The sequence below is a fragment of the Paraburkholderia sp. BCC1876 genome (assembly GCF_902833695.1).
GTDB lineage: Bacteria > Pseudomonadota > Gammaproteobacteria > Burkholderiales > Burkholderiaceae > Paraburkholderia.
This window is the reverse complement of the sequence record NZ_CADFGI010000001.1, coordinates 935,642-958,345: the sequence shown is the minus strand read 5'-3', so window position 1 is coordinate 958,345 and position 22,704 is coordinate 935,642. Positions and strand designations below refer to the sequence as shown.

Sequence of the window (22,704 nt, the reverse complement as noted above, 5' to 3'; positions counted from 1 at the left end):
GAACCTGTAGCGTTCACGATGTGTTCACAACGCGTTCACAACGAAGCAATCGCGCCGTCACGTGACCTTTACCGCGCGTTTGCGGCGCGTCGGCGTACTCGCATGAAAACGGCTTTCGGTCGTCTCGATCGACTGGCCGAGAAACTGCAGGAACATGCTCATCGCGACCGTGGTGCTCAAGTCCGCGCGTTGGTACAGACAACTGAACGATCGGGCGCCGGCGTCCGCTAGCGCCAACCACGCGAGTTTGCGTTGCGCCACGTCTTCCGCGACGTTCTCCGCGATCAGAAAGCCGATCCCCACTCCTTCCGCCACGAGCCGGCGCACCATCGACACCGAACTCGTCTCCACCAGCGGGCGCGCCTTGCGTTTCTCGCGGTGGTCGATCTGATCCACCATTGCGCGCAACTCGGTATCGGGCGTCATCAGAATGAGCGGATAGTCGAGGCAGTCACGCAGTCGCGGCCGCTTGTTCAGTTTGGTCAGCGGATGCCCCGGCGGCGTAACGAGCCCGAGGTGCTGCGAGAACGAGCGCACTTCCACGACGCCGGGCGGCGGTTTGCGGCGCAGTCCGTAACCGATGTCGGCTTCGCCAGTCTCGACCCACTTCAGGATACTTTCGCCGTTGCCTGACCGCACGCTGTACGTCACGCCCGGATAGCTCTGCATGGCCGCCATGATCGCATCGGGCACCAACTGTTCGGCCGACGAAGGCGACACCGCCAGGTTGATATGCCCGCGCCGCAACGAGCGTAAATCTTCGACCTGGGTCATCGCATTGTCGAAATCGCGCTGCCCGCGCCGCACTGCCGCAATGATGATTTCGCCGGCCGTGGTGAGTTGCATGCCGCGTGGCAAGCGATCGAACAACGGCGAGCCGACCTGCTCCTCCAGATTGAGGATTTGCTGGTGCACTGCGGCAGCGGTCAGGTGCAGCGATTCGGCCGCCTTGCGGATCGAACCGCGCCTGACCACCTCGTCGAAACAGCGGAATGTCTGCGATATTGGACGCATATTTGCACCGTATAGTTTTTCCGTACAGGCCGTATGGAACAATCATGTTTTCCTGACGGATCGAATAGCCTAGATTTTGCTCCATCATCTTAACGGAGCGAATCGTGACCACCACAGTCGACCAGATTACCCAGCGGCGCCGCGGCGTCGGTCTCATTGCTCACGACCCGCAACGGTCGGCTGGCGGGTATACGCTGATCGCGCCGCAGACGGCGGGCGGTCGCGTTTATCTCGTGGACATTCGCGGCGAAGTCGCGCACGAGTGGCAGATGCCGGTGCGTCCGGGCCGCCACGCGGTGATTCTGCCGAACGGCAATCTCGGCTACAACGGCAACCATGCGAATTCGGAAGACCGCTACGCGCCATGGTCCATGTGGCACGGCGGCGACTTCTATGAAGTCACGCCGCAAGGCGAGGTGGTCTGGCGCTACGAAGATCCCGCGCATCATCACGACGCGCAGTGGCTGCCGAACGGCAATCTGCTGTACGCCGCGTGCGAACGGGTGCCGGCCGGTTTCGCGGAGCGCGTGCCGGGCGGCACCGCGCACGGGCCCGACGAACCGATGTACGCGGACGTGATCCGCGAGGTGAATCGTGCCGGCGAACTGGTGTGGGAATGGAAGGCTGCGGAGCATCTGAATCCCAGGGACTTTCCGATCGCGGCGGGCTTTGGACGCTATCACTGGCCGCTCGTCAACGGACTCGGCGTGAACGCGAAAGGCGAGGTGCTGATGAGCTTGCGCACCACGTCGGGGATCATTGCGGTGGACCGTGAAAGCGGGCGTGTCACGACGCACATTCCGCCGAGCGTCGTGTCGCATCAGCATGCCCCGGTGGCGCTCGCCAACGGCCACATTCTCACGTTCGACAACGGCAACTTCCGCGCTGGCGCACATGTAGCGTTCTCGCGCGTGCTGGAGATCGATCCGTTGACTCGCGAGGTGGTGTGGTCGTACGCGGACGACATGGTCAACGCGTTTTACAGCGCGTTCATGGGTAACGCGCAGCGCCTCGCCAACGGCAACACGCACATTACCGAATCGGCCACGGGGCGTCTGTTCGAAGTCACGCCGGCAGGCGAGGTGGTGTGGGAATACGTGATTCCCTGGTTCGGTGAGTACCCGGACGAGGCCGCGCGCAAGACGGGCCCCGGCCAGTTGAACAGCGTATTCCAGACGTTCCGTTATAGCCGCGAGCAACTGCCGTGGTTGCCCGCGTGAACGTCGCGCGCGCTGTTGCGCCCAGTTGCGATTCGCCTCCCGGGGGTTACGTGAATTCAGATCCAGCCACACATAGCGTCGACACGCGGTTGCCCGCCTGGCAACTGGCGTTGTTCGGCCTGCAGCATGTTCTGTCGATGGCGGCCTCGCCCGTTACGGCGGTTTTTCTGGTGTCGCGGATGTTGTCGCTGCCCGGCGACATGACCGTGCATCTGATCGGCGCGACGTTTTTCGTGTGCGGCGCGGGCACGTTGCTGCAATCGCTGGGCGCGGGGTCGATCGGCGCGCGCCTGCCGTTCGTCATGGTGCCGGGCGGTGCGCCGGCCATGCTGTTCGCGGTGATCGCCACGCAGACGGATTTGCGTACCGCGGCGGGCGCCGCGATCCTCACCAGTCTGTTCTACTGGCTCGTGTTGCCGGTGTTCGCGCGCTGTCTGAGATTTTTCCCGCGCGTGGTGGTGGGCACGATGCTGGTGCTCGTGTCGGTCAGCCTGATCAAGATCTACGCGGGGATCGTGGTCGGGCAGCCGGGTACGCCGGGCTTTGCACGGCCGCTGTCGCTCGGTCTCGCGGTGGTCACGATCGTGGCGACGATCGCGGTGGCGCGTTTGTTCAAGGGCACCGTCGGACGGCTGGCCGTGTTGTTGGGGCTCGTGGTCGGCACGCTGGCCGGTTGGGCGGTCGGGCTGATGCCCGCCGCCGGTCTGTGGGACGGTCCGCTGTTCACGCTGCCGGCGCTGCTGCCGTTCGGCATGCCGCGCTTCGACATACTCGCCGCGTTGCCGATGCTGATTTTCAGCGTGATATCGATGGCTGAAGCGACGGCGCAGACGGTGGCCGTCGGCGAGATCACCGGCAAGCCGATCGACATGCGCCGCGATGTGCCACGAACGATTCGCGGCGATGCGCTCGCGTCATTAGTCGGCTCGTTGCTTGGCACGTCGCTCATCATCACCAGCGCGGAGAATATCGGCGTCGTGCAGACCACGGGCGTACGTTCGCGCTACGTTACGGCGACGGCCGGCGCGATGTTGATGGTGGTCGCATTGTTTGCACCGCTGGGCCGATTGGCCTACGCGATTCCCGCGCCTGTGGTGGGCGGCACGGCGCTGATCGTGTTCGCGATGATCGGTGTGATGGGCATCAACCTGCTCGGCAAGGTCGATCTGCATGCGCGTGGCAATCAATACACGCTAGCGGCGGCGCTCGTCGTGGGGCTGATACCGATTCTGGTGCCGAACGTGTATGCGTCGTTTCCGGGACCCGTGCAGATCGTTCTCGGTAATGGCATGGCGGCGGGCACGCTCACGGCGATCCTGGTCAATCTCGTGTTCGGTGCATGGCGTCTTGTGCCGACGGAAAAAATCCAACCCACCTGACTCTGCGGAACGCGGGCATCGACGCCTTCGTAATTCGTAATTCGTAATTTGTAGTTCGCTTTTCTCCTTCCAACGCTTCACCCCACACCTCATGAAAACCAAATTCGCTTTTCACGCGACGGCGTTCGCGTGCTCGGCCGCGCTCGGCGTTTCTTCAACGGCGCAGGCGCAGAGCAGCGTCACGCTGTACGGCAGTCTCGACGCCGGTCTCGGCTATGTGAGCAATCTGCACGGCGCAAAGGCTTATATCGCCGAGCAGGGTACGTTACAGGCGGATCGCTTCGGCTTCCAGGGCGTCGAGGATATCGGCGCGGGGCGCACGGTGCTATTCAGGCTCGAAAGCGGTTTTGTCACGACAACCGGTGCTTCCGCCAGCAGCAGTACATTCTTCAATCGGCAGGCGTATGTCGGTCTGGCCGATCCGGTATTCGGCACGATGACGCTGGGCCGTCAGACGGACTGGAATTTCGAGTGGCTCGGTTCGGTTTCCACGGGGCAATTGCTCGGCGACTTCTCGGCGTTTCATCCCGGCAATCTCGATGGTTTGGGCAGCACGTTGCCGGTGCAACTATCGAATACCGTGAAATGGAAGAGCGCGAATTATCACGGACTGTCGCTCGGGGCGATGTATGGATTTGCCGGTGCCGCGGCAAGCAATACCAATGGACGCACCATCAGCTTCGGCGCGAACTATAGGAACGGGCCGGTCAAACTGGTGGCGGTTTATTCCGAGTATCGCGACCGCTTGCTGCCGCTTTCCATCGGACTCGGGTTGACGTCGTTCGAAGGCCAGACGATTGCGCCGGGCGCGACCTTCAACGCGAAACAGGTGCGCGATATGGGCATTGGCGGGTCGTACCGGTTCGAGCGCGTGACCGTGCATGCGCTCGCCACCGACGTGAGGATCGAGTCGGCCGGCGGCGTCGAACATTTTCGCAGCGTCGACGGTGGCGCGAATCTGCGGTTGACGCCCGCCGAAGAGGTGTCGGCGGGGGCGTGGACCGCGACACTCGCCGGACATCGCTGGACGCAATTCACCGTGGCCAACGTCTATTCGCTGTCGAAGACAACCCAGCTCTACGCCGACCTGATGTTCGAGACCGCGGGCGGCGGCGCGGTGGCGAACACGATCGGTATTGGCGCGGCGTCAGGCGGACGGCAGACGGTGTTCCTCAGCGGGATTCATCACCTGTTTTGAGCATTACGCTTCGATCACCTGCACGTGGTACAGCCCCCACGGCGACAACTCGAAGCGATCTTTGAGCGGCTTGCTCGACAGTTCGGCGATGTTGTCGGCGTCGTAGGTGGCCCAGAGTGGGCCGACGCCACCTAAGGGCAGCGGCTTGCCGTCCATTTGGGTCGCGACGATGAAGCGGTAGGCGCGCACTTTGTCGAGCGTCGTCATCACGGCATAGCCGTCTACCGCGTGCATCAGAATTTGCGTGCTGCCCACGCCCGGCGCGCCGACGTGTTCGAGTACATCGGTTAATAGCGGGCCGCTCAATACATGCTGATGGGAATCGTATTCGGTGGTCGGTTTGATCGTCACGGCCGGCATGCTGGAGAGCGAGGCAAAGTCCATGCCGTACGCTTCCGAGAACTTTACCTGATGCTTCGCGAGCAATTGATCGAATGCCAGATCGAGTGCGCCGCGATTGTGGCGCTTGATTGAACCGGAGAGGGTCAGCACCACCGGTGACGCATTGCAGGCTTCGTGACGCGCTGGTTTGGCGGCGAAGGCGGGCGCTGCCGCGGCGCTCAATACGGCGGCGCGGGTCAGGAACTGGCGTTTGTTCATTGGCGTGGACTCCCGGGTTTTTTGTTAGAGGGCGACGTGTGCGGCTCAATCGTCGAGCGCTCTATTGTCGGGTAATAAGTGCTGTCTGTGCGATGACGGTCTTTTATATTGAGTAGATGGCTTGCGTTTCTTCGCAGGTTAAGCAGGGAAATGCCTTTCATGTTGTAACAGAAAAGCGGGGAGGGTGCCCTGACGCCGAGCGTATCGAACTTCTATTACATGGGAGGTAATTGGCGAGCGTCTCGCCCACGCCTAATCTTCGGTGGTCGCGCCGTTCACCCTGAACCGCGTTCACCATCGAGGACACATCATGTCGACGTTTCAAGTTCATACCCTTGACTCCGCGCCGGAACAATCGCGGCCCGTGTTGCAGCAGCTTCAGCAGACTTTTGGCTTTATCCCGAACATTGCGGGCGCGATGGCTGAATCGCCCGTGCTGATCGGCGCGTTTATCAATCTGTTTCAGAAGGTGCATTCCGGTACCTTCACGGAAGCGCAGATCCAGACGCTGTTGCTGACGAACGCGGTGACCAACGCATGTTCGTGGGCGGTCGCATTTCATACGGCGCTGGCGCTGAATGAAGGGCTCACGCCCGCCGACGTCGAAGCGATTCGCGCCGGCCGTGCGCCTGCGGATCGCCAGCATGCAGCGCTTTCGACTCTGGCGAAGACCGCAATCGAAAAGCGCGGCCATCTCGACGACCAGGACGTGAGCGCGTTTCTCGAAGCGGGCTTTCGTCGCGATCAAGTGCTCGAACTGCTTGCGGTGACGGCGGCGTCGACCATCACGAACTACGTGGGCAGTATTACGCAGCCGCCGCTGGAAGCTCAGTTCCAGGTTCACGCATGGCATGCCTGAGTTTCCTCAGGAACGAGCCGGTCGGCGACGCGTAGTATGCTGACCGGCGAGGTCCGGTTGATCGCTCAACGTGGAAGATTGACCACACGACGCCGATCACCGAACCGCTTCTGTATCGACCTGCGGATAAGAGAACGATGAACCCTCCGAACCCCAGCAAAAAGGCACCGCCGAACGATCTCGGCGTGTTGTTGCGTCACTGGCGAGATATGCGCGGCATCAGCCAGTTGGATTTGTCCTTCAATGCAGGCGTTTCGCAGCGTCATATCAGCTTTATCGAAAGCGGGCGCAGCGTGCCGAGCCGGCAGATGCTGATGGATATCGCGCAGACGCTGGATATCCCCTTGCGCGAACGCAACACGCTGCTGCTGGCGGCCGGCTATGCGCCGATGTATGCCGACAGCGCGTGGAATGCGCAAGAAATGCACGGCGTCACGAAAGCGCTCGACCGGATGCTTCGGCAGCATGAACCGTTTCCGGCCATCGTCATGGACCGTTACTGGAATGTGTTGATGACGAACGAGTCCGCGCCGCGCTTTTTTAATTGCTTTATTGACATGGCGGCGCGCAAGGGGCCGCGCAACATGCTGCATCTGATTTTCGATCCCGAAGGCATGCGGCCGTTCGTGTCCGATTGGAAAGCGGTGGCGGATAGTTTGATTCAGCGTGTTTATCGCGAGTCGGTCGGGCGAGTGATCGACGACAAAACGCGTGAACTGCTGGACGCGTTGCGTGCGTATCCCGAAGTGGATGCGAAGCTGCAACCCGGCGACGCGTTAAAGGCCGACTCCGCATCGGCATCTTTGCCGGTGATACCAATGGGCTTCATCAAAGACGGCCGCGTGATGAACTATTTCTCGATGGTCACCAGCGTCGGTACGCCGCAAACCATCGCCGCGCAGGAGCTACGGATCGAGTGCATGTTCCCTGCGGACGACGAAACCGAAGCGCTTCATCTGCAGATGCTCGATGCGAACGCAAAAGCAAAAGCACCTACCTAACCGCACCGAACCACCACCGCTTCAATCCGCGACCGGCCGTCGCAATCGCTCCTGCACCGCAGCGACACATTCAAGCGCGGCAGGCAGCACCGGATTCACCGACTCGCTGCTATAGAACAACTGCACCGTCTCCAGAAAGCTCGCACCAGGCATTGCGAGAATAGCGAGCCCGGCGCGGCCCGCTCGCTTGCGTGCAACCGCTAAGGGCATCAACGCGAGAAACGGGTAGCTCGCGAGCATCGCCTCATTGGTCTGCAGCGAGATGGATTGCACGCAGCCATCGGGAAATGCAAGTCCGGATTCGCCGAGCCAACTTTGCAACGCGAGGCACGTAGGCGCTTCTCTAGGCGGCAGAATCCACGGCGACCCGGCCAGGTCGGCCGGCGTGACATGCCTTCTGTTTGCCAGCGGATGATTGCGGCCACATACCACGACGATCGGATCGTCCATGATGATGTGAGAAGCGAATTCGGTTTTGCCGAATCCCACCGGCTCGGTCCGGCTCAACACGAAATCCAGCGACCCGTTGGCGAGCAAGGGAAACAGCCGGTCGCTGGTCGCTTCTTGCAGCGCGACATTCACATGCGGCGCGCGCCGTTTCAACTCGAGAATCAACTCCGGCGCGAACACCGGCAATACCGTCGCGACCGCGCCGACTGAAATCTTCCCGGATATGCCGCTAGTCAGCGCATCCACTTCATAGCGCGCCTGTTCGAGCTGATGAAACACCTCCCGCGCGCGCTTGGTGAGCGTTTCGCCGACGGCGGTCAACTGAAGCCGGTTACCGACCCGCGTCATGACCGACACACCGAGTCCGGCCTCCAGTTCGGCGAGTTGCTTCGAGACGGCCGGTTGCGTCACATTCAGCTTCTCCGCCACGAGCCGGATCTGCCCGAGACTATCGAATAGCGTGAGCAACCGCAGATGGTTCAGCTTCAATCCAGCCTGAAAAAACCGCTCGATCGGGTCCACAGCGCTCCTCCTGACGAATAACTTATGGTTATGCGCTTTCGACAAAATGTCAATTGCTTGTCATGCGCTCACGGACCATGATTAAGCTCAGGAGACAGCCGCATTCATAGCGCGCCCGGACACCCCCACCATGAAGCCCACGAACGTATTGTTCATTTTGTCGGACGAGCATCAGCACGACCTGATGGGATGCGCCGGCCACCCGTTCATTCACACGCCGAATCTGGACGCGCTCGCCGCGCGCGGTACGCGCTTCAGCAACGCCTATACGCCGTCGCCGATCTGCGTGCCGGCTCGCGCGAGCCTCGCAACGGGCCGCTACGTGCACGACATTCGCTGCTGGGACAACGCGATTGCGTACGACGGCAGCACGCCCGGCTGGGCGCAGTACCTGACGCACGACGGCATGGTCACGGACTCGGTCGGCAAGCTGCACTACCAGAGCGAGGCGGCGCCGGTCGGTTTTCGTCATCAGCAGCATGCGGTGCATATTCTCGATGGCATCGGTCAGGTGTGGGGTTCCGTGCGCAATCCGTTGCCGCGCACCATGGGACGCTCGCCGCTTTACGACAAGATCGGCCCGGGGCTGTCGAACTACAACCGCTTCGATATGCGGGTGGCCGATACGGCGGTCGACTGGCTCGGCGAGCCGCGCGACGACACGAAGCCTTGGGTGTTGTTCGCGGGACTCGTTGCACCGCATTTCCCGCTGATCGTGCCGCAGGAATATCTCGATCTCTACGATCCCGCCAGCATCGAATTGCCGCCGTTGCAGCCGTCGAGCGGTTATGTCCGGCATCCATGGGTGGAGCGCCAGGCGATTCATATGGATCACGACGCCGCGATCGGCACCGATGAACGCCGCCGCCTCGCGATGGCCTGCTATTTCGCGCTGGTCACGTTCCTCGACGCGCAGGTCGGCAAGATTCTCGCGGCGCTCAAGGACAACGGCCTCGACGAGGCGACCACGATCATCTACAGCAGCGATCACGGCGACAACCTCGGCAAGCGCGGCATGTGGAACAAATGCCTGATGTACCGCGAGTCGACCGGTGTTCCGATGATCGTTGCGGGCGCAGGCATTCCGCGCGGCAAAGTGTGCGAAACGCCAGTGTCGTTGATCGACATTCAGAACACGATTCTGGAACGCACCGGGTGCAACGCGCCCGCGAACGCGAGCCCGGGCGAGTCGCTCGCGAAACTCGCCAACGCGCCGGCTCAACCCGAGCGGCTGGCGTTCAGCGAGTACCACGCGGTCGGCTCGGAAACCGCCGCCTACATGCTGGCGAATGCCGACTACAAGTACCACCATTACGTGGGCTTGCGGCCCGAGTTGTTTGACCTGCGACGGGACCCGCAAGAACTGCACGATCTCGCGGGACTGCCGGAATACGCACCGGTGCTGGCTTCGTTCGAGAAGCGCTTGCGTGAACTGCTCGATCCCGAAGGCGTGGACAGGCTCGCGAAAGCCGATCAGGATCGTCTGATTCAGGCATTCGGCGGCCGTGAAGCCGCTTTGCAAACCGGCACGCCCGCCGCGACGCCCGTGCCCGTGGCATGATTCGCGGCCGGACGGCCGCTTGAACAGAACACAATAATTCGATGGAGACAACCCGATGGCCTCAGCAGACCTGGCAGCGGCGGCGCATGCGCCCGCGCGCCAAACCCGTTGGAAGACGGTCATTCTCGCGAGTCTCGGCGGATCGCTGGAAATCTACGACTTCATCATTTACGGCGTGTTTGCCCGCGAAATCGCGCGGCAGTTCTTTCCGGCCGCCGATCCGATCGCATCGCTGATCAGCACGTTCGGCGTGTTCGCCATCGGTTATGTGTCGCGGCCGCTTGGCGGCATCGTGCTCAGCAGTCTTGGCGATCGCTTCGGCCGCCGGCTGGTTTTTTTGGTCTCCGTGCTGGCGATGTCGGCCTCGACAATCGGCATTGGCCTGATTCCCGGTTATGCGTCCATCGGCGTGATGGCGCCGGTTCTGCTGATTCTGCTGCGGCTTGCACAAGGCTTCTTCCTTGCCGGCGAATTGCCGTGTTCGATCACGTATGTGGTGGAGGAGATTCCGCAGCGGGCGAGTCTCGTTAGCGGGCTCGTGATCTTCTGTTTGAACTCGGGTGTGCTGACGGCCACGTTGATCAGCCTCGCGCTGCATGCGGGCTTGAGCGCCGAGTCCGTGCTGGCGTTCGGCTGGCGGATCGCATTTATCTTCGGCGGTGTGATTGGGCTGGTCTCTTACTGGCTGCGCACGTCGCTGGAAGAATCGACGGAATTTCAGCGGCTGCGCAGTCATAAGGTCAAGCGGCCGTTCCGGATCGTGCTCACCGAGTATCCGAAGCAGGTGGCCGTCGGCGTCGGCGTGGCGGGTATCGTCAATGCGTCGAACAGTCTACTGTTCGTGGTGTTGCCTTCGTATATGACGACCGTGCTGCACGTCTCGCCGAGTCTCGCGAGCGCCGGGCAGAACATCGGTATCGCGACCATGTCCGCTTCGTTGCTGTTCTTCGCGTGGCTCGGCGATCGGCTGCCTTCGCGTTATTGGCACCGGATTGGCTCGCTCCTCATGCTGGCCGGCAGCTATCCGTTCTACCGGCTCATCGCCGCGCATCAGATCGATCCGGTGGCCGCTTTCGTGGTGATCGGTTTTGTCGGCGGTCTGGTCAACGGGTCGTACGCTTACCTGCTGGCGGATCTGTTTCCCACGCCCGTGCGCTTCAGCGGCATTGCGTTATCACTCAATCTTGCTACAGTGATTTTTACGGGCATTACGCCGCTGGTCGTGACGCAGCTATTGCACAAGACCGGCTCGGCGGCGGCGCCCGGATTATTTCTGACCGGCGTCGCGGTGATCGCGCTCGTCGCCGGCCTGGGATTGAAGCGTTTCGGCGGCCAGCTCGGGCACGTCGCGGAACAAGGCTGATTGTTGGATGACACGGCACCTACACGATATGACGGACTTACAGCAGGCACTCGTTGAACAACTGGGCGACCAATGCGTGTCGCTCGACCCTGGCGTGCTGGACGCGCATGCGGGCGACTGGAGCGACACGGAGAAGCGACGCCCGTCGCTCGTGCTGATGCCGCGCACGCCCGACGAAGTGGCGCGCGCGCTCGGCGTGCTGTCGGCGCTTCGGCAGAAGGTCGTCGTGCAGGGCGGCTTGACCGGTCTCGCAGGTGGCGCGACGCCGCAGGCCGGCGAGGTCGCGATGTCGCTCGCGAAAATGAATGTAATCGAAGAGTTCGACCACGTTGGCGGCACGATCACCGTGCAGGCCGGCCTCGCGCTGGAGCAGTTGCAGACCCACGTCGAAGCGCAAGGGTGGTTCTTTCCGCTCGATCTCGGCGCGCGCGGCTCGTGTCAGATTGGCGGCAACGCGGCCACCAATGCAGGCGGCAATCGCGTGGTGCGGTTCGGCGTGATGCGCGATCTGATTCTCGGCATGGAAGTGGCGCTCGCGGACGGCACCGTGCTGACGATGATGAACAAGGTCACCAAGAACACCACGGGCATCGATCTGAAGCAGTTGTTTATCGGCTCGGAAGGGATTCTCGGCGTGATTACGCGCCTCGTGCTGAAACTCGAACCGAAGCCGACGGTTGCGAATACCGCGCTCTGTGCGCTCGGTTCGTTCGATGCCGCGACGCGTTTGCTGAAAGAACTGCGCCGCCGTTTGCCGGCGTTGTCGTCGTTCGAATTGATGTGGGACGACTTCATGTCCGCAGCGATGGAAACAGGCGGACTCAAGGCGCCGTTCGCGACGCGTTCCCCCGTGTATGTGCTGGTCGAAACGCTGGGCGGCTCCGAGGAGAGCGAGCGCAAGGCGCTCGAAGAAGTGCTGGAATACGCGCTGGAAAACGAAATCGTGGATGACGTGATCGTCGCGCAATCGCTCGATCACGCGCGGCAACTGTGGGCGTATCGCGAGACCGTCGGCGAATTGCTGAGCCGCCTGAAACCCCACGCCGCGTTCGACGTGGGCTTGCCGATGATCGCAATGGACGGCTTCGTCACGGCGATGAAGCAGGCGTTGACGTCGCGCTTCCCTGAGCAAACGCATCTGTTCTTCGGCCATCTCGGCGATGGCAATCTGCATCTGCTGTCGGGTCCGTATGCGAACATGGCCGATATGCACCAGGTCGAAACGCTCGTTTATGAGCAGGTGCAAAAGGCCGGCGGATGCATCTCCGCCGAACACGGTATCGGTGTAGTCAAGCAGGAATTCCTGCATCTGAGCCGCTCGTCAGCGGAGACGGACCTGATGCGCAAACTTAAAAACCTGCTCGACCCGTGCGGCATTCTGAACGACGCACGCGTGATCGCGCCGGACCTCTCGCACGGCGGCGCGCAACCCGCAACGTCAGCGCCGCACTGAGCAATCAGAACTTGTGGCGCACGCCGATGCTCACAATCGCCTGCGACTGCGCCGCCGACGAGTGGCTATTGCCCTTGTCGCTGACCGACGCGGTGGCGGCGACCGGATTGCCCAGCGCGTCCAGCGTGCCGCCGGACGCGTGCTGATAGCCGCCCATCAGATAGACCGTCGAGCGCTTCGACAGGTTGTATTGCGCGCCGAGCGTGACGTTGTGATACTGCGCGCGCTCATCCACGCCATCCACTTCGCCGCCGCGCGTGTAGCTGTAGCCTGCGAACAGTTGCACGGCCGGCCGGATCGTCCATTGACCGAACACGCCCGCAATGTTGAACGTTGCGTGACCCTTGAACAGCGAGTCCGCGCCTGAGCGGTACTGCACGTTGCTGTAGTTCACGCCGACGAGTGCCGGGCCGAAGTCATACGTCGCGCCGGTCGCGATGATCTGTTGCGATTGCGCGCTGGCGTAGCCTTCGTTGATCGATGAATTGAACAGACCGTCGTCGGTGCCGCTCCATTTGCCGTAGGTGCTGTCTGTCGGGCCGCTCTTGCTGTTGTCCGAACGTTCATAACCAACGCCCACGTGCAGCGGGCCGTTCGCATAGCCGGCGCCCACGCTCCACGTATTCTGCTGCTTCAAGCTGCCCGGTTGACCACCGAATCCATACAGCGCGCCGAACGTGAAGCCCGCGTAATTCGCGCTGGTGTACTTGATCGAGTTGTTGACGCGCGCGGTCTGATCGAGATCGTCGATGTCGCCCGGATGCGCGCCGTAGCCGCCCACCAGTGCGACCGGTGAAACGGGCGCCACGAAGTCGTTCAACGACGTGTACTGACGACCCAGCGTGATCGTGCCGTATTGCTGGCTGCCGATCCCCACGTACGCCTGGCGGCCGAACAATCCGCCGTTCTGGCCGGTCTTGCCGTTCGTGATGTCGAAGCCGTCCTCCAACTGGAACAGCGCTTTCCAGCCGCCGCCCAGATCGTCTTGACCTTTGATGCCCCAGCGGCTGCCGGACAGGTTGCCGCTCGTCGCTGCAACGTTCGAATGGCCGCTGTAATTGCCGGCCGTGCCGGTGCGTTCACTGCTGCGATACGAGATGCCCGCGTCGACGATGCCGTACAGCGTCACGGAACTCTGCGCGGACGCAATGCCGGCGAAAGACAACATCAGAGGGGCGGCAATCCATTGCTTTTTCATCGTGGTAATAGCTCGGTTGGAACGTCTATTTCAGGTCGCCTGATGGCGATCTCTCTTTTTGCCGCGCACACGCGAGTCCGCGCCTTCTGTCGATGGAGCGGGTTCTAGGTGAGGCGGGGAACAGGGACTCACACGCACGGCGCGCCGTGCGTGTGTTGCGTGCGTTGCTTGGTGAGTTAGTGACTCAGCGAAGCGCCCGGCGGCATGTCAGGCGCGTGCACGGTGACGGTCTTGCGGACCTTCGCCACGTCGGACGCGTTGACCGTCGAACCGGTATTGCCCCAACTCGTACGCACGAAGTTCGTGACGTCCGCGACTTCCTGATCGTTCAGACGCCAGCCGAACGGCGGCATCGTGAACGAGGACGGTGCGGTCTTCGTGCCTTCGAGCGTGCTGCCGGTGAGCAGCACATGAATTAGCGACGTCGCGTCTTTACCCTGGACCACCGGGTTGCCGCCGAGTGCCGGGAATACGCGGTTGTAGCCGCGGCCGTCGCTGCGATGGCAGGCCGTGCAGTTGTCGCGATAGACGGCCGCGCCGGGTGCGGTGGCGTCGCCGGTGCGCAGTGCGTGCGCGGCGGTGTCGTTGTACGCGTACGGCGTTTCCTTCGGATCGGTGGACGGCAGCGTCTTCAGATATCGCGCGATGGCGGTGAGGTCCGCGTCGCTCATGTGCTGCATGCTGTGCTGCACGACGTCCGTCATGCCGCCGAATGCCGCGCTGTGCTGCGTGCGGCCCGTTTTCAGGAACTGCACGAGGTCCGCTTCGCTCCATGCGCCGATGCCGGTGCGCGGATTGGCGCGCAGGCTCGATGGAACCCAACCGTCGATAGCAGCGCCGCCCGCGAGGAACTCGGCGCCATCCAGATCGGTGAGCGAGCGTTCCTGCATCGTCACCGCACGCGGCGTATGGCACGCGCCGCAGTGGCCGAGGCCTTGCACGAGGTACGCGCCGCGTGCGATGACCGGGTCGGTGTAGTGCGTTGCGTCGAACGTGGCGGGTTCAGGGGCGAACAGATGACGCCAGATGCCGAGCGGCCAGCGCATGGACAGCGGCCAGACGATATCGACGGCGCGGTTCGCCTGGTTGACCGGCGCGACGCCATGCGTGAAGTACGCGTACAGCGCGTGCATGTCGTCTTCGTTCAGTCGCGCGTAGGACGGGAACGGCATGGCCGGATACAACGTGTCGCCGTTCGGCTTCACGCCCGCTCGTACCGCGCGATCGAACTGCGCGAAGGTCCACGAACCGATGCCGGTGTTGCGGTCCGGCGTGATGTTGGTCGAGTAGATCGCGCCGATCGGCGTGTCGAATTTCAGGCCGCCTGCGAAGGGTTTTCCTGCGGGTGTTGAGTGACAGGCAATGCAATCGCCAGCGCGCGCGAGGTATTCGCCGTGGGCGATGAGTGCCGCGTCGGATTGCTGTTGCGGCTGCGATTGAGTCGGCGCTGGCGTCGTTGCACTTGCCGTTGCCACTGTTGCCGCTTGCACCGTGAACGGTGCGCTTATCGCAGCCGCTACGAATAGCGACGCCGCGCCCGCATGTTTGATCGCCCGCGCGATGCGTTGGATTTGGTTGATCTTCTTCATACGCTCACCAGCGGCCCGGGGTTCTTCAGATACTGCGTGCGGATCGCTTTCGCCGACCAGTAGGCCAGCGCGGCGACGAGGCCCGTCGGGTTGTAGCCGATGCCTTGCGGAAACGCCGACGACCCCATCACGAACACGTTATGCACGTCCCAGCTTTGCAGATAGCGGTTCAACACGCTGGTCTTCGGATCCGTGCCCATTACCGCGCCACCCACCAGGTGCGTGGTCTGATAGCGGCGCGAGTCGAAGTGCGCGCCGAATTCGCGCGTGTAGACGTTGATCGACTTCGGTCCCATCTGCTGCGCGATCTTGTGCATTTGACCGGTCACGTAGCGGGCCATCTTGATGTCGTTGTCTTTCCAGTCGAAAGTCATGCGCAGCAGCGGCTGACCGTACGAATCGCGATAGGTCGGATCGAGGTCGAGGAACACGTCACGGTACGACATGTTCGAGCCGTGCGCATCCATGGAAATGGTGTGCGCGTAGTGGTCCTTCACCGACTTCTTCCAGCCCGAGCCCCAGTTCGGCGTACCGTCCGGCGTCGCGATGCCGCTGATCGGCTTGGTGCCCGCCTGATTCACCCACAACGGCGAACCGCCGACGAAACCCAGCGGGCCGTGATCGAAGTTGTCGGCGTTGAAGTCGTCCACCGCGACGCCGTTGCCGCCCGCGCCGATGAACGGATTGGTGAAGGTGTCCTTGTCGAAGAACGCGGTGATCGTCGACAGGTTCTGGTACGCGAAATTGCGGCCCACCACGCCTTCGCCCGAGATCGGGTCGTAAGGCTTGCCGATGCCCGACAGCAGAAGCAGATGCACGTTGTGATACTGGAACGCCGCGACGATCACGAGATCGGCGGGCTGGAACACTTCGTTGCCTGCGGGATCGACATACGTCACGCCCTTTGCGCGTTTTTTCGTATCGTCGAGATCGACGCGCAGCACGTGACAACGCGAGCGCAGTTCGAAGTTCGGCAGCGGTTTGAGCGCGGGCAGAATGTTCAGATTCGGCGAGGCCTTCGAGTACATGTAGCACGCGTAGCCGCTGCAGAAGCCGCAGAAGTTGCACGGTCCCATTTGCGCGCCGTACGGGTTCGTGTACGGACCCGAGGTATTCGCCGAGGGCAGACGGTACGGATTCAGACCGAGTTCGCGCGCGGCTTTGCCGAAACGCTCGGCGGAATAGGTGTTCAACTGCGCGGCGAGCGGGAAGTTGTCGCTGCGCGGCGCTTCGAATACGTTGCCGTCGCCGACTACCTTGCCGTTGACTTTATAGGCCTGGCCCGAGGTGCCGAATACTTTTTCGGCGAAGTCGAAATGCGGTTCGAGTTCGTCGTAGGTGACGCCATAGTCCTGGATCGTCATGCCTTCCGGAATGAAGCGCTTGCCGTAGCGTTCTTCGTAGTGGCTACGCAGATTCAGTTCTTCCGGCGTGATGCGGAAGTGCACGCCCGACCAGTGCAGACCCGCACCGCCGACGCCTTCGCCCGGCAGAAACGCCGCGAGTTGCCGATACGGCAGCGCGGTTTCGGCGATGTTGTGACGGATCGATACGGTGGTCTTCGACAGATCGAGGAACAGTTTCTTGCGGATGTTGTAGGTCAGTTCGTCGATCGTGTTCGGATACGCGCCGTCCGGATACGTGTCGCGATACTCGCCGCGTTCGAGCGCGACCACGTTCAGGCCCGCCTCGGTGAGTTCTTTCGCGAGGATCGCACCGGTCCAGCCGAAGCCGACGATGACCGCGTCGACGTGCGGTTTGGTTTGAGTAGACATCAGGTGCGCTTTCCTTCGATCGACACGGGGCCATACGGATAGGCCGCGCCGTTCTGATTGACGAAGTCCATGAAATCGGCGCGCGCGCCGGGGAAGCCGATCATTTTCCAGGCGGCCATGTCGCGATTGCCGCCGTGGATCGGATCGCAGAAGTAGCCTTCGCGCGTGTTCTGCAGGAGCTGGCCGAAGAAGGTGGTGGCGGGCACATCGGTTAGTTCGAGCTTGCCTTTTTCCAGCGCGCTGAGGACGGTGTCGCGGATGGGGGCGTCGAGGGCGTCGAAAGTGCGGGCGTAGGTTTTCGTGCAATACGCGTTGATGGCCGCGATGCCGAGGCGGTAGAGGTCGCGGGGGACCAGCTTGAGCTGGTAGCCGAGCTCCGGGACGCCCTGGGCGAAGGGGCCTTGCATGTACCACAGCGCGCCGTGCGCGTAGGGCGTGTCCATCTGACGATCGATGAATTCAGGGACGCCGGCTTCGAGCGCGCCGGGGCCTTCCGCGTCGGAGGGGATCAGGCGGTCGACGGCGGCTTCGATGAAGGCCCATTCTTTGGCGTCGAAGAATTTGGGCTTGTAGGGGGTGGCTTCGGCTGCGGGGCTTTGGCTTTGGTTTGAGCTTTGGTTCGAGCTCTGCGTTGCGGTTGCGGTGGGTTGCTTGTTGTCGCAAGCAGCCAGTGTGCTGGCCGGAACCAGCACGATCGCCGTGCGCAAAAAGCCGCGGCGCGAGCTTAGAGGGGATTGAGACATGTTGTTCTGGTCACCAGGTTGGAGCGCGTCATTGCGCTGCCACGCAGTCTTTGGCAGGTTCGATCGCATTTCGTCGCATGGTAAATGGAACCGGTTCCAAAGTCTTTCCGGGATTTTACAATAAGCTGTTTCGGGATGTGAGGGAATGGGGGTTTTGCGGTTGTAAGGGGTTTGGAATCAAGGGGTTGGGGGTTTTATTGGGCGGGGGGATTGCTGAGGTTGGGGCTGGGAAGGGTGATGCGGAAATGCGACGGTGGGGGTGCGAGCGGTGGTTTCGCGGCGGAGCTTGCTTTGTTGTGTGACTGCTTTTTCGCGAGATGTTTCGAGCAGCCCATAGGCCGCTCTGCAGAGTTGGTTTAGTGCTGGACGGCGACCGGGCGACGCGCATGGTCCTTCTTTACGATCGCCGCGCATTTCGCCGATGAACGTTTGCGCGGCGTGGTTTTGGTGGCTGCCGATGGTCGAGTTGCGATCTCGGTTGCGTTTGTTAGGAGGTGGGTTGCTTGCTTCGCCGTGAGCTCTTTGTTTGCGACGCCCTTTGCGTCGAGGGCGATCACACCGAAAAGTTCGAGATCGGCCGCTAACTGTTGCTGATATTCCTCGCCGGTGTGGGTGAGTAGTTCGAGCAGGGTGCGGTGACGATGGCGCTCGTCGATTGTGATGGGAGGATTCCTACACAATGTGGACGCGAGTGTTGTTAGGGTTTCCAGTTGACGCATCTGCCGGTGGCACAGGTCGAAGGCGGAGAGGGCGAGTTTTTCGTATTGGAGCGCGTCGACGGGTGGGCGGGCGGTGGTTTTTTTTGTTGTTGGTTTGGTGGTGGTCATGGTTGCGATCTCCCGGATGCTTTGAGGATCGCCCGACACTTGCTGGGGAGGTGGGTGAGCGGGCGCGTGACGAGGTTGGAAGACCGTAGTTAACCAAACCGGCGAGCCTCGCGGCTCCCTCATCACCGCCCGCCCATTGAAATATAGACGCGCAGAGACAGATGCACGCCCCACGTTGCGTGGGTGCTCCCGGTTAACTTGCAGGCTTCCAAACCTGACCACTGGGTGTTTCCAGATGGCTTGGAAATTGTAAGGGAGGGAGAGGCGCGAGTGAGCAACCCGGTGAGCTAAATTGGTGCGCGTGGTCGACTAAATGAGCCTCATTCGGTTACGCCTAACGTGAAGTCTATTGAGTCGTCGCGGCGGCCTGCTTCGCTGACAACTAATCGGCAGAAGAAAACATTCAAATATCATCGTAGGTCAGTCGGCTATGCGTCGATTTCCTGACGGTCGCAGATGGACTGACGCCCTTACCAGTCTCACGGATGCCGAATACGTACTCTCGACACGAAACAGTCGGATGCCTCTCCTAAAAAACCCACCACTCGGTTGATGCACTCACGCCTGCTGCGCTAATAAGCGTACGGCTTCTTGTTATCCCTCACCTCTTTTTAGCGCAAAACCTAGTCCGCCGGCCTACCCTAAGTGATATCCCGCGTGTGAGCGCGATGAGCAGTAAGGACACGCGGATCATCAGACTTGAAGCTCCGGGAGGGCAATTTCCAGGAAGCCCGAATGCATCGACGCTTCGCTAACCTACCGGCGGAGCTAGCCTCCATTCAATCCGGGGATGCGATTGTCCGCGTAGCGGCCGTCCTATCTCCACTAATCCAGCTGACATCCGCTGCCCCAATCGGATACTTAGAAGTTTCACGCGATATATGCAATTTGGATCGTTCCTGTTGTTGCAGAGATTGCCAACAGTTGAATATGGTGCGAGCATTCTGTGCGCTTGCATCTGGCTCCTGCAATTCGCCGCTGAGATTCCCACCTTGTGTCGAGAACCCGTATACATACTAAAATGACCAAATCGCTAAACGAATTCAAAAGATTTCTTGCCAAGTCAGCAACCGCTATGTCGGAGCACGAAAAAAGGCTTGCGAACTTGGTGTTGGATCGATTCGTTGATGTCGCGAATTCCGGAGCGGCAGCAGGCCGTCGTGGGAAGCTCATCGCGAAGTTGATCGTTGATAAGGGAGATTCTATCTCCTCTGAGTTCAAGCTCGAAACAGACGAGGCGCAGGGTAATGAAAGCCCGATCACCCGCCTCAAAAAGATCACGGTCGAGGATTTCCGAGGCTTCTCCGACAAGCTAACATTTGAGTTCAAAAATCCTTACACTTTCGTTTACGGGCCAAACGGAACAGGAAAAACTAGTCTCTGTGAGGCCCTTGAATTCGGCCTGCTTGGTTCGATCAGCGAAGCTGAGGCGAAGCGCATCCAGACTGCGGAATACATCACAAACGCGATCTCTAGGAAGTCTTCTAAGCCAGTGCTCTATGGCGACACGTCGGTTGCACAGGACGTTGTAGTCGGCCACGACCCAGCTCATTTCGAGTTCTGTTTCATCGAGAAGAACAGAATCGACGGCTTCGCACGCGTGGCGGCAAACACCCCTGCCGCTCAGCAGACCCGTTTGGCAGCTCTATTCGGACTGGAAGAATTCAACTCTTTTGCAACCCAATTCAACGAAAGCATTGAGTCATACATAGACTGCGTAGGCAAGAAAGGAAAAGATCTCTCTGACCGAGAGAAAGGGATAGCAGGACACAAAGCAATTCTCGCGGGGCTTCCCGAAAAAGCAAAAGACGCTGAGGCACGCAAGACCGCGTTATTAGCTAAATATCCAGAATGCAATGCTCTCGTCGAGGTCAAAGGCTTGCTGTCCGGTCTCGATGGTAGCGGCGGGATGCAGAAGGCGAACAACGCGGAAATCGGTCGTCTGCAGACAATTAAACCGGCTCTAGACCCAAGAACTGATGAAATAACCGACGCTGTCGATAGTCTGCTCAAGCTGTTCAAAGAGAAGGTCGAAGCGCAAATTCTGCTCGACCAGTACAAAGAGCAACTATCCCTTAGGGATCTGTATGACGCCGTTCTGAGCAATCGTGAGAAGTTCGATAACGTTTGCCCTGCTTGTTCGTCTGAACTCTATCATGACGGGATGCTAGTCGTGCCCGTCGATCCGTACGATCACGCGGCAGGAAAGCTTAAACAATTCGATGCTGCTCTGGAGGCTGAAAAGCGGATCAAGGAGATCCGACTCACTCTCGATAGTGGTTGGCGCGATCTACAAGCTAAGTTTGCGAAGCTACCATCGACGGCTTCTTCGGTGAGCTTTGCCCGAGCGGCCGAAATCGACTCCTTTTGTGAGGCGGCTGCAAACGCCAAGGCACAGGTTGATGTCGAACGGCTCTTAAGCGCGATGCACGCTCTGGATGAACTACTGAACGCGCTGAACGATGCGGTCGCAAAGTTCAACGTGGCGGTTGAACAGTCAAAGGCGGCAATCAAGACGCTTGAGGCAGGGAGTATCGTAATTACAAAAGACCTAGAAGAGATAGTCGCGATTTCCACTCTCATTGATGCGAATGCAGGGAGCGAAGCTGCTTCAAACGAAGCACTCGAGAACTTCAATCGAGCGAACGAGGACCTTATCAGAGAGGCTGCTTCAGAAAAGCCGGGAGTTGTACGAAATAAGGCCTATAGTCTCGCGTATGACTCGTTTCGACAAAAATTGCTGAATTACAACGCTGCACTGCCTATCTCGCTCGCCGCGGAGTTGAACGAGAAGACGCTAACGTTCTACAACGAGATTAACAAGAACGATCATCCATCTGACAAACTGAAATCTTTAACGTTGCCGACGGCAACCGGGGAAAAAATTCAGATAAAGTTCGAGAATGGTGGCACGTGCGACGCACTTCATGTACTTAGCGAGGGACATACCCGCTGTCTTGGGTTAGCTATCTTATTGGCGAAAATTACCCGGGATGATCTCCCATTCCTAATCTTCGACGATGTTGTGAATTCCATCGATGACGAACATCGGGGAGCAATCATCGACCTCATCCTGAACGCGAATGAAGTTGGGAAACGACAGCTGATCGTCACCACCCATGGCGAGGATTTCGTCAAACGTCTTGAAAATGCAATTCCGACGAAGCGGTACAAGGAGATGGTTACGCGCATCGATTTTATCACGCCACTTTCGGGAAAGAAGATTGCCGTGAGGCTCGATTCACCACGGCACTATCTTGTCGTTGCATCTCAGAGCTACGAAGAAGGCAGAATCCGTGACTGTTTGAGCTATGTGAGGAAATCGTTCGAGGACTTGCTTAACAGGCTTTGGAAAAAAATTGCGGGCAAGAAACTTTCCGCTCAACTTAGCATTGGTATGCGAGGACCAGGGTCTCCGGATCTCATGAGTCTTGCGACGGGACTCCGTGCGTTTCTCGAAAAGAAAGATGTTGAAGTATTTCAGGAAGCGATCCCACATTTGGCAGAAATCCTAGGGCAAGGGGAAAAGCATATGATTGAATGGAATTACCTTAACAAGGGCACCCATGAAGAAGACCAAGCAGAAGAATTCGATGCGAGCGTAGTCAGACACATGCTCGAGACCGTTATGAAGTTGGACGAGGCAGTAGAGGGCTCGTCGGGGGGATAGTATCTGCCGCTGTTTCCCCGCACTGTGGGTTGTCATTTGGGCGCTAAATTCGGTTGTTCCGAGTCGGGTTGCGTTCAACTTGGTTCGTCCTTCGTCAAGGATGGGCTATTGCGGCCGCCAATCTGACCACCGCTTGAGACGTTGACAGATGGGTCAGTTTTATAGGGGCGTCAACACCGTTCCGCCGCCGCCCTCCGCAACTCGTCACATTGCTGACGCAGGGTCCTGTCCACTCAGAGGTCAGCGTCAGCCAATGAGGGGGCATTCGTCTTTGACAACTAG

17 protein-coding genes are annotated in these 22,704 nt (G+C 60.3%); 9 read left to right on the top strand and 8 right to left on the bottom strand.

All coding sequences use genetic code 11. The annotated features are described in order from the left end of the window. Positions 1-57: 57 nt before the first annotated feature. Entirely contained in the window at positions 58-1,014 is a 957-nt protein-coding gene (locus HWY05_RS04125) for a LysR family transcriptional regulator (protein WP_035558634.1), read from the bottom strand. Between the two features lie 104 nt (positions 1,015-1,118). On the opposite strand from HWY05_RS04125, the gene HWY05_RS04120 reads away from it, so the two are divergent. The 3 genes from HWY05_RS04120 to HWY05_RS04110 all read left to right on the top strand — a co-directional run bounded on the left by HWY05_RS04120 (position 1,119) and on the right by HWY05_RS04110 (position 4,811). Next, the gene (locus HWY05_RS04120) at positions 1,119-2,234 is read left to right on the top strand and encodes an aryl-sulfate sulfotransferase (protein ID WP_176057474.1); all 1,116 of its coding nucleotides are present in this window, start codon (positions 1,119-1,121) and stop codon (positions 2,232-2,234) included. A gap of 50 nt (positions 2,235-2,284) precedes the next feature. Next, positions 2,285-3,613 (top strand): uracil-xanthine permease family protein, encoded by a 1,329-nt coding sequence (locus HWY05_RS04115; protein ID WP_176057473.1) that lies wholly within the window; start codon positions 2,285-2,287, stop codon positions 3,611-3,613. Positions 3,614-3,704: 91 nt separating this feature from the next. Continuing rightward, positions 3,705-4,811, top strand: a complete 1,107-nt coding sequence (locus HWY05_RS04110) for a porin (RefSeq protein ID WP_176057472.1) — start codon at positions 3,705-3,707, stop codon at positions 4,809-4,811. Between the two features lie 3 nt (positions 4,812-4,814). On the opposite strand, the gene HWY05_RS04105 is transcribed toward HWY05_RS04110, so the two are convergent. Then, complete coding sequence (locus HWY05_RS04105; RefSeq protein WP_176057471.1) at positions 4,815-5,411, bottom strand: molybdopterin-dependent oxidoreductase; 597 nt, start codon at positions 5,409-5,411, stop codon at positions 4,815-4,817. Between the two features lie 310 nt (positions 5,412-5,721). On the opposite strand from HWY05_RS04105, the gene HWY05_RS04100 reads away from it, so the two are divergent. Together HWY05_RS04100 and HWY05_RS04095 are read left to right on the top strand one after the other, a co-directional pair. Beyond that, entirely contained in the window at positions 5,722-6,270 is a 549-nt protein-coding gene (locus HWY05_RS04100; RefSeq protein ID WP_176057470.1) for a carboxymuconolactone decarboxylase family protein, read from the top strand. Between the two features lie 137 nt (positions 6,271-6,407). Then, complete coding sequence (locus HWY05_RS04095) at positions 6,408-7,271, top strand: helix-turn-helix transcriptional regulator (protein ID WP_176057469.1); 864 nt, start codon at positions 6,408-6,410, stop codon at positions 7,269-7,271. Positions 7,272-7,292: 21 nt separating this feature from the next. Here the strand turns inward: HWY05_RS04095 and HWY05_RS04090 are convergent, their stop codons facing one another. Continuing rightward, complete coding sequence (locus HWY05_RS04090; RefSeq protein ID WP_176057468.1) at positions 7,293-8,243, bottom strand: LysR family transcriptional regulator; 951 nt, start codon at positions 8,241-8,243, stop codon at positions 7,293-7,295. Between the two features lie 130 nt (positions 8,244-8,373). Here HWY05_RS04090 and HWY05_RS04085 point away from each other — a divergent pair, with 130 nt between their 5' ends. The 3 genes from HWY05_RS04085 to HWY05_RS04075 are packed head-to-tail and all read left to right on the top strand — an operon-like array spanning position 8,374 to position 12,620. Next, entirely contained in the window at positions 8,374-9,804 is a 1,431-nt protein-coding gene (locus HWY05_RS04085) for a sulfatase-like hydrolase/transferase (protein WP_176057467.1), read from the top strand. A 55-nt stretch (positions 9,805-9,859) separates the two neighbouring features. Then, positions 9,860-11,167: an MFS transporter gene (locus tag HWY05_RS04080; RefSeq protein WP_035558616.1), complete on the top strand. Its 1,308-nt coding sequence runs from the start codon at positions 9,860-9,862 to the stop codon at positions 11,165-11,167. Positions 11,168-11,195: 28 nt separating this feature from the next. Continuing rightward, a complete protein-coding gene (locus HWY05_RS04075) occupies positions 11,196-12,620 on the top strand; it encodes an FAD-binding oxidoreductase (RefSeq protein WP_156126748.1) in 1,425 nt (474 codons plus the stop codon). A gap of 4 nt (positions 12,621-12,624) precedes the next feature. Here HWY05_RS04075 and HWY05_RS04070 read toward each other — a convergent pair whose 3' ends face one another. The 5 genes from HWY05_RS04070 to HWY05_RS04050 all read right to left on the bottom strand — a co-directional run bounded on the left by HWY05_RS04070 (position 12,625) and on the right by HWY05_RS04050 (position 18,752). Next, complete coding sequence (locus HWY05_RS04070) at positions 12,625-13,818, bottom strand: porin (RefSeq protein ID WP_176057466.1); 1,194 nt, start codon at positions 13,816-13,818, stop codon at positions 12,625-12,627. A 176-nt stretch (positions 13,819-13,994) separates the two neighbouring features. Further along, positions 13,995-15,407, bottom strand: coding sequence for a cytochrome c (locus HWY05_RS04065; RefSeq protein WP_176057465.1), 1,413 nt, complete (start codon positions 15,405-15,407; stop codon positions 13,995-13,997). Beyond that, a complete protein-coding gene (locus HWY05_RS04060; protein ID WP_176057464.1) occupies positions 15,404-17,182 on the bottom strand; it encodes a GMC family oxidoreductase in 1,779 nt (592 codons plus the stop codon). The genes HWY05_RS04065 and HWY05_RS04060 overlap by 4 nt, the downstream gene beginning before the upstream one ends. Next, positions 17,182-17,925: a gluconate 2-dehydrogenase subunit 3 family protein gene (locus HWY05_RS04055; protein ID WP_176057463.1), complete on the bottom strand. Its 744-nt coding sequence runs from the start codon at positions 17,923-17,925 to the stop codon at positions 17,182-17,184. Before HWY05_RS04055 ends, HWY05_RS04060 begins: the two co-directional genes overlap by 1 nt. Positions 17,926-18,281: 356 nt before the next feature. After that, the gene (locus HWY05_RS04050) at positions 18,282-18,752 is read right to left on the bottom strand and encodes a hypothetical protein (protein WP_176057462.1); all 471 of its coding nucleotides are present in this window, start codon (positions 18,750-18,752) and stop codon (positions 18,282-18,284) included. Between the two features lie 1,021 nt (positions 18,753-19,773). Between HWY05_RS04050 and HWY05_RS04045 the strand changes: the two genes are divergently transcribed. Next, on the top strand, positions 19,774-22,422 hold the full coding sequence (locus HWY05_RS04045) for an AAA family ATPase (RefSeq protein ID WP_176057461.1): 2,649 nt from the start codon (positions 19,774-19,776) through the stop codon (positions 22,420-22,422). Positions 22,423-22,704 lie beyond the last annotated feature (282 nt).

Excerpts from the sequence above, each read along its gene's own strand:
- HWY05_RS04125 (WP_035558634.1), bottom strand. The coding sequence starts at position 1,014 with ATGCGTCCAATATCGCAGACATTCCGCTGTTTCGACGAGGTGGTCAGG.
- HWY05_RS04110 (WP_176057472.1), top strand. The coding sequence starts at position 3,705 with ATGAAAACCAAATTCGCTTTTCACGCGACGGCGTTCGCGTGCTCGGCC.
- HWY05_RS04105 (WP_176057471.1), bottom strand. The coding sequence starts at position 5,411 with ATGAACAAACGCCAGTTCCTGACCCGCGCCGCCGTATTGAGCGCCGCG.
- HWY05_RS04100 (WP_176057470.1), top strand. The coding sequence starts at position 5,722 with ATGTCGACGTTTCAAGTTCATACCCTTGACTCCGCGCCGGAACAATCG.
- HWY05_RS04095 (WP_176057469.1), top strand. The coding sequence starts at position 6,408 with ATGAACCCTCCGAACCCCAGCAAAAAGGCACCGCCGAACGATCTCGGC.
- HWY05_RS04085 (WP_176057467.1), top strand. The coding sequence starts at position 8,374 with ATGAAGCCCACGAACGTATTGTTCATTTTGTCGGACGAGCATCAGCAC.
- HWY05_RS04080 (WP_035558616.1), top strand. The coding sequence starts at position 9,860 with ATGGCCTCAGCAGACCTGGCAGCGGCGGCGCATGCGCCCGCGCGCCAA.
- HWY05_RS04075 (WP_156126748.1), top strand. The coding sequence starts at position 11,196 with ATGACGGACTTACAGCAGGCACTCGTTGAACAACTGGGCGACCAATGC.
- HWY05_RS04070 (WP_176057466.1), bottom strand. The coding sequence starts at position 13,818 with ATGAAAAAGCAATGGATTGCCGCCCCTCTGATGTTGTCTTTCGCCGGC.
- HWY05_RS04065 (WP_176057465.1), bottom strand. The coding sequence starts at position 15,407 with ATGAAGAAGATCAACCAAATCCAACGCATCGCGCGGGCGATCAAACAT.
- HWY05_RS04060 (WP_176057464.1), bottom strand. The coding sequence starts at position 17,182 with ATGTCTACTCAAACCAAACCGCACGTCGACGCGGTCATCGTCGGCTTC.
- HWY05_RS04055 (WP_176057463.1), bottom strand. The coding sequence starts at position 17,925 with ATGTCTCAATCCCCTCTAAGCTCGCGCCGCGGCTTTTTGCGCACGGCG.
- HWY05_RS04050 (WP_176057462.1), bottom strand. The coding sequence starts at position 18,752 with ATGACCACCACCAAACCAACAACAAAAAAAACCACCGCCCGCCCACCC.
- HWY05_RS04045 (WP_176057461.1), top strand. The coding sequence starts at position 19,774 with ATGACCAAATCGCTAAACGAATTCAAAAGATTTCTTGCCAAGTCAGCA.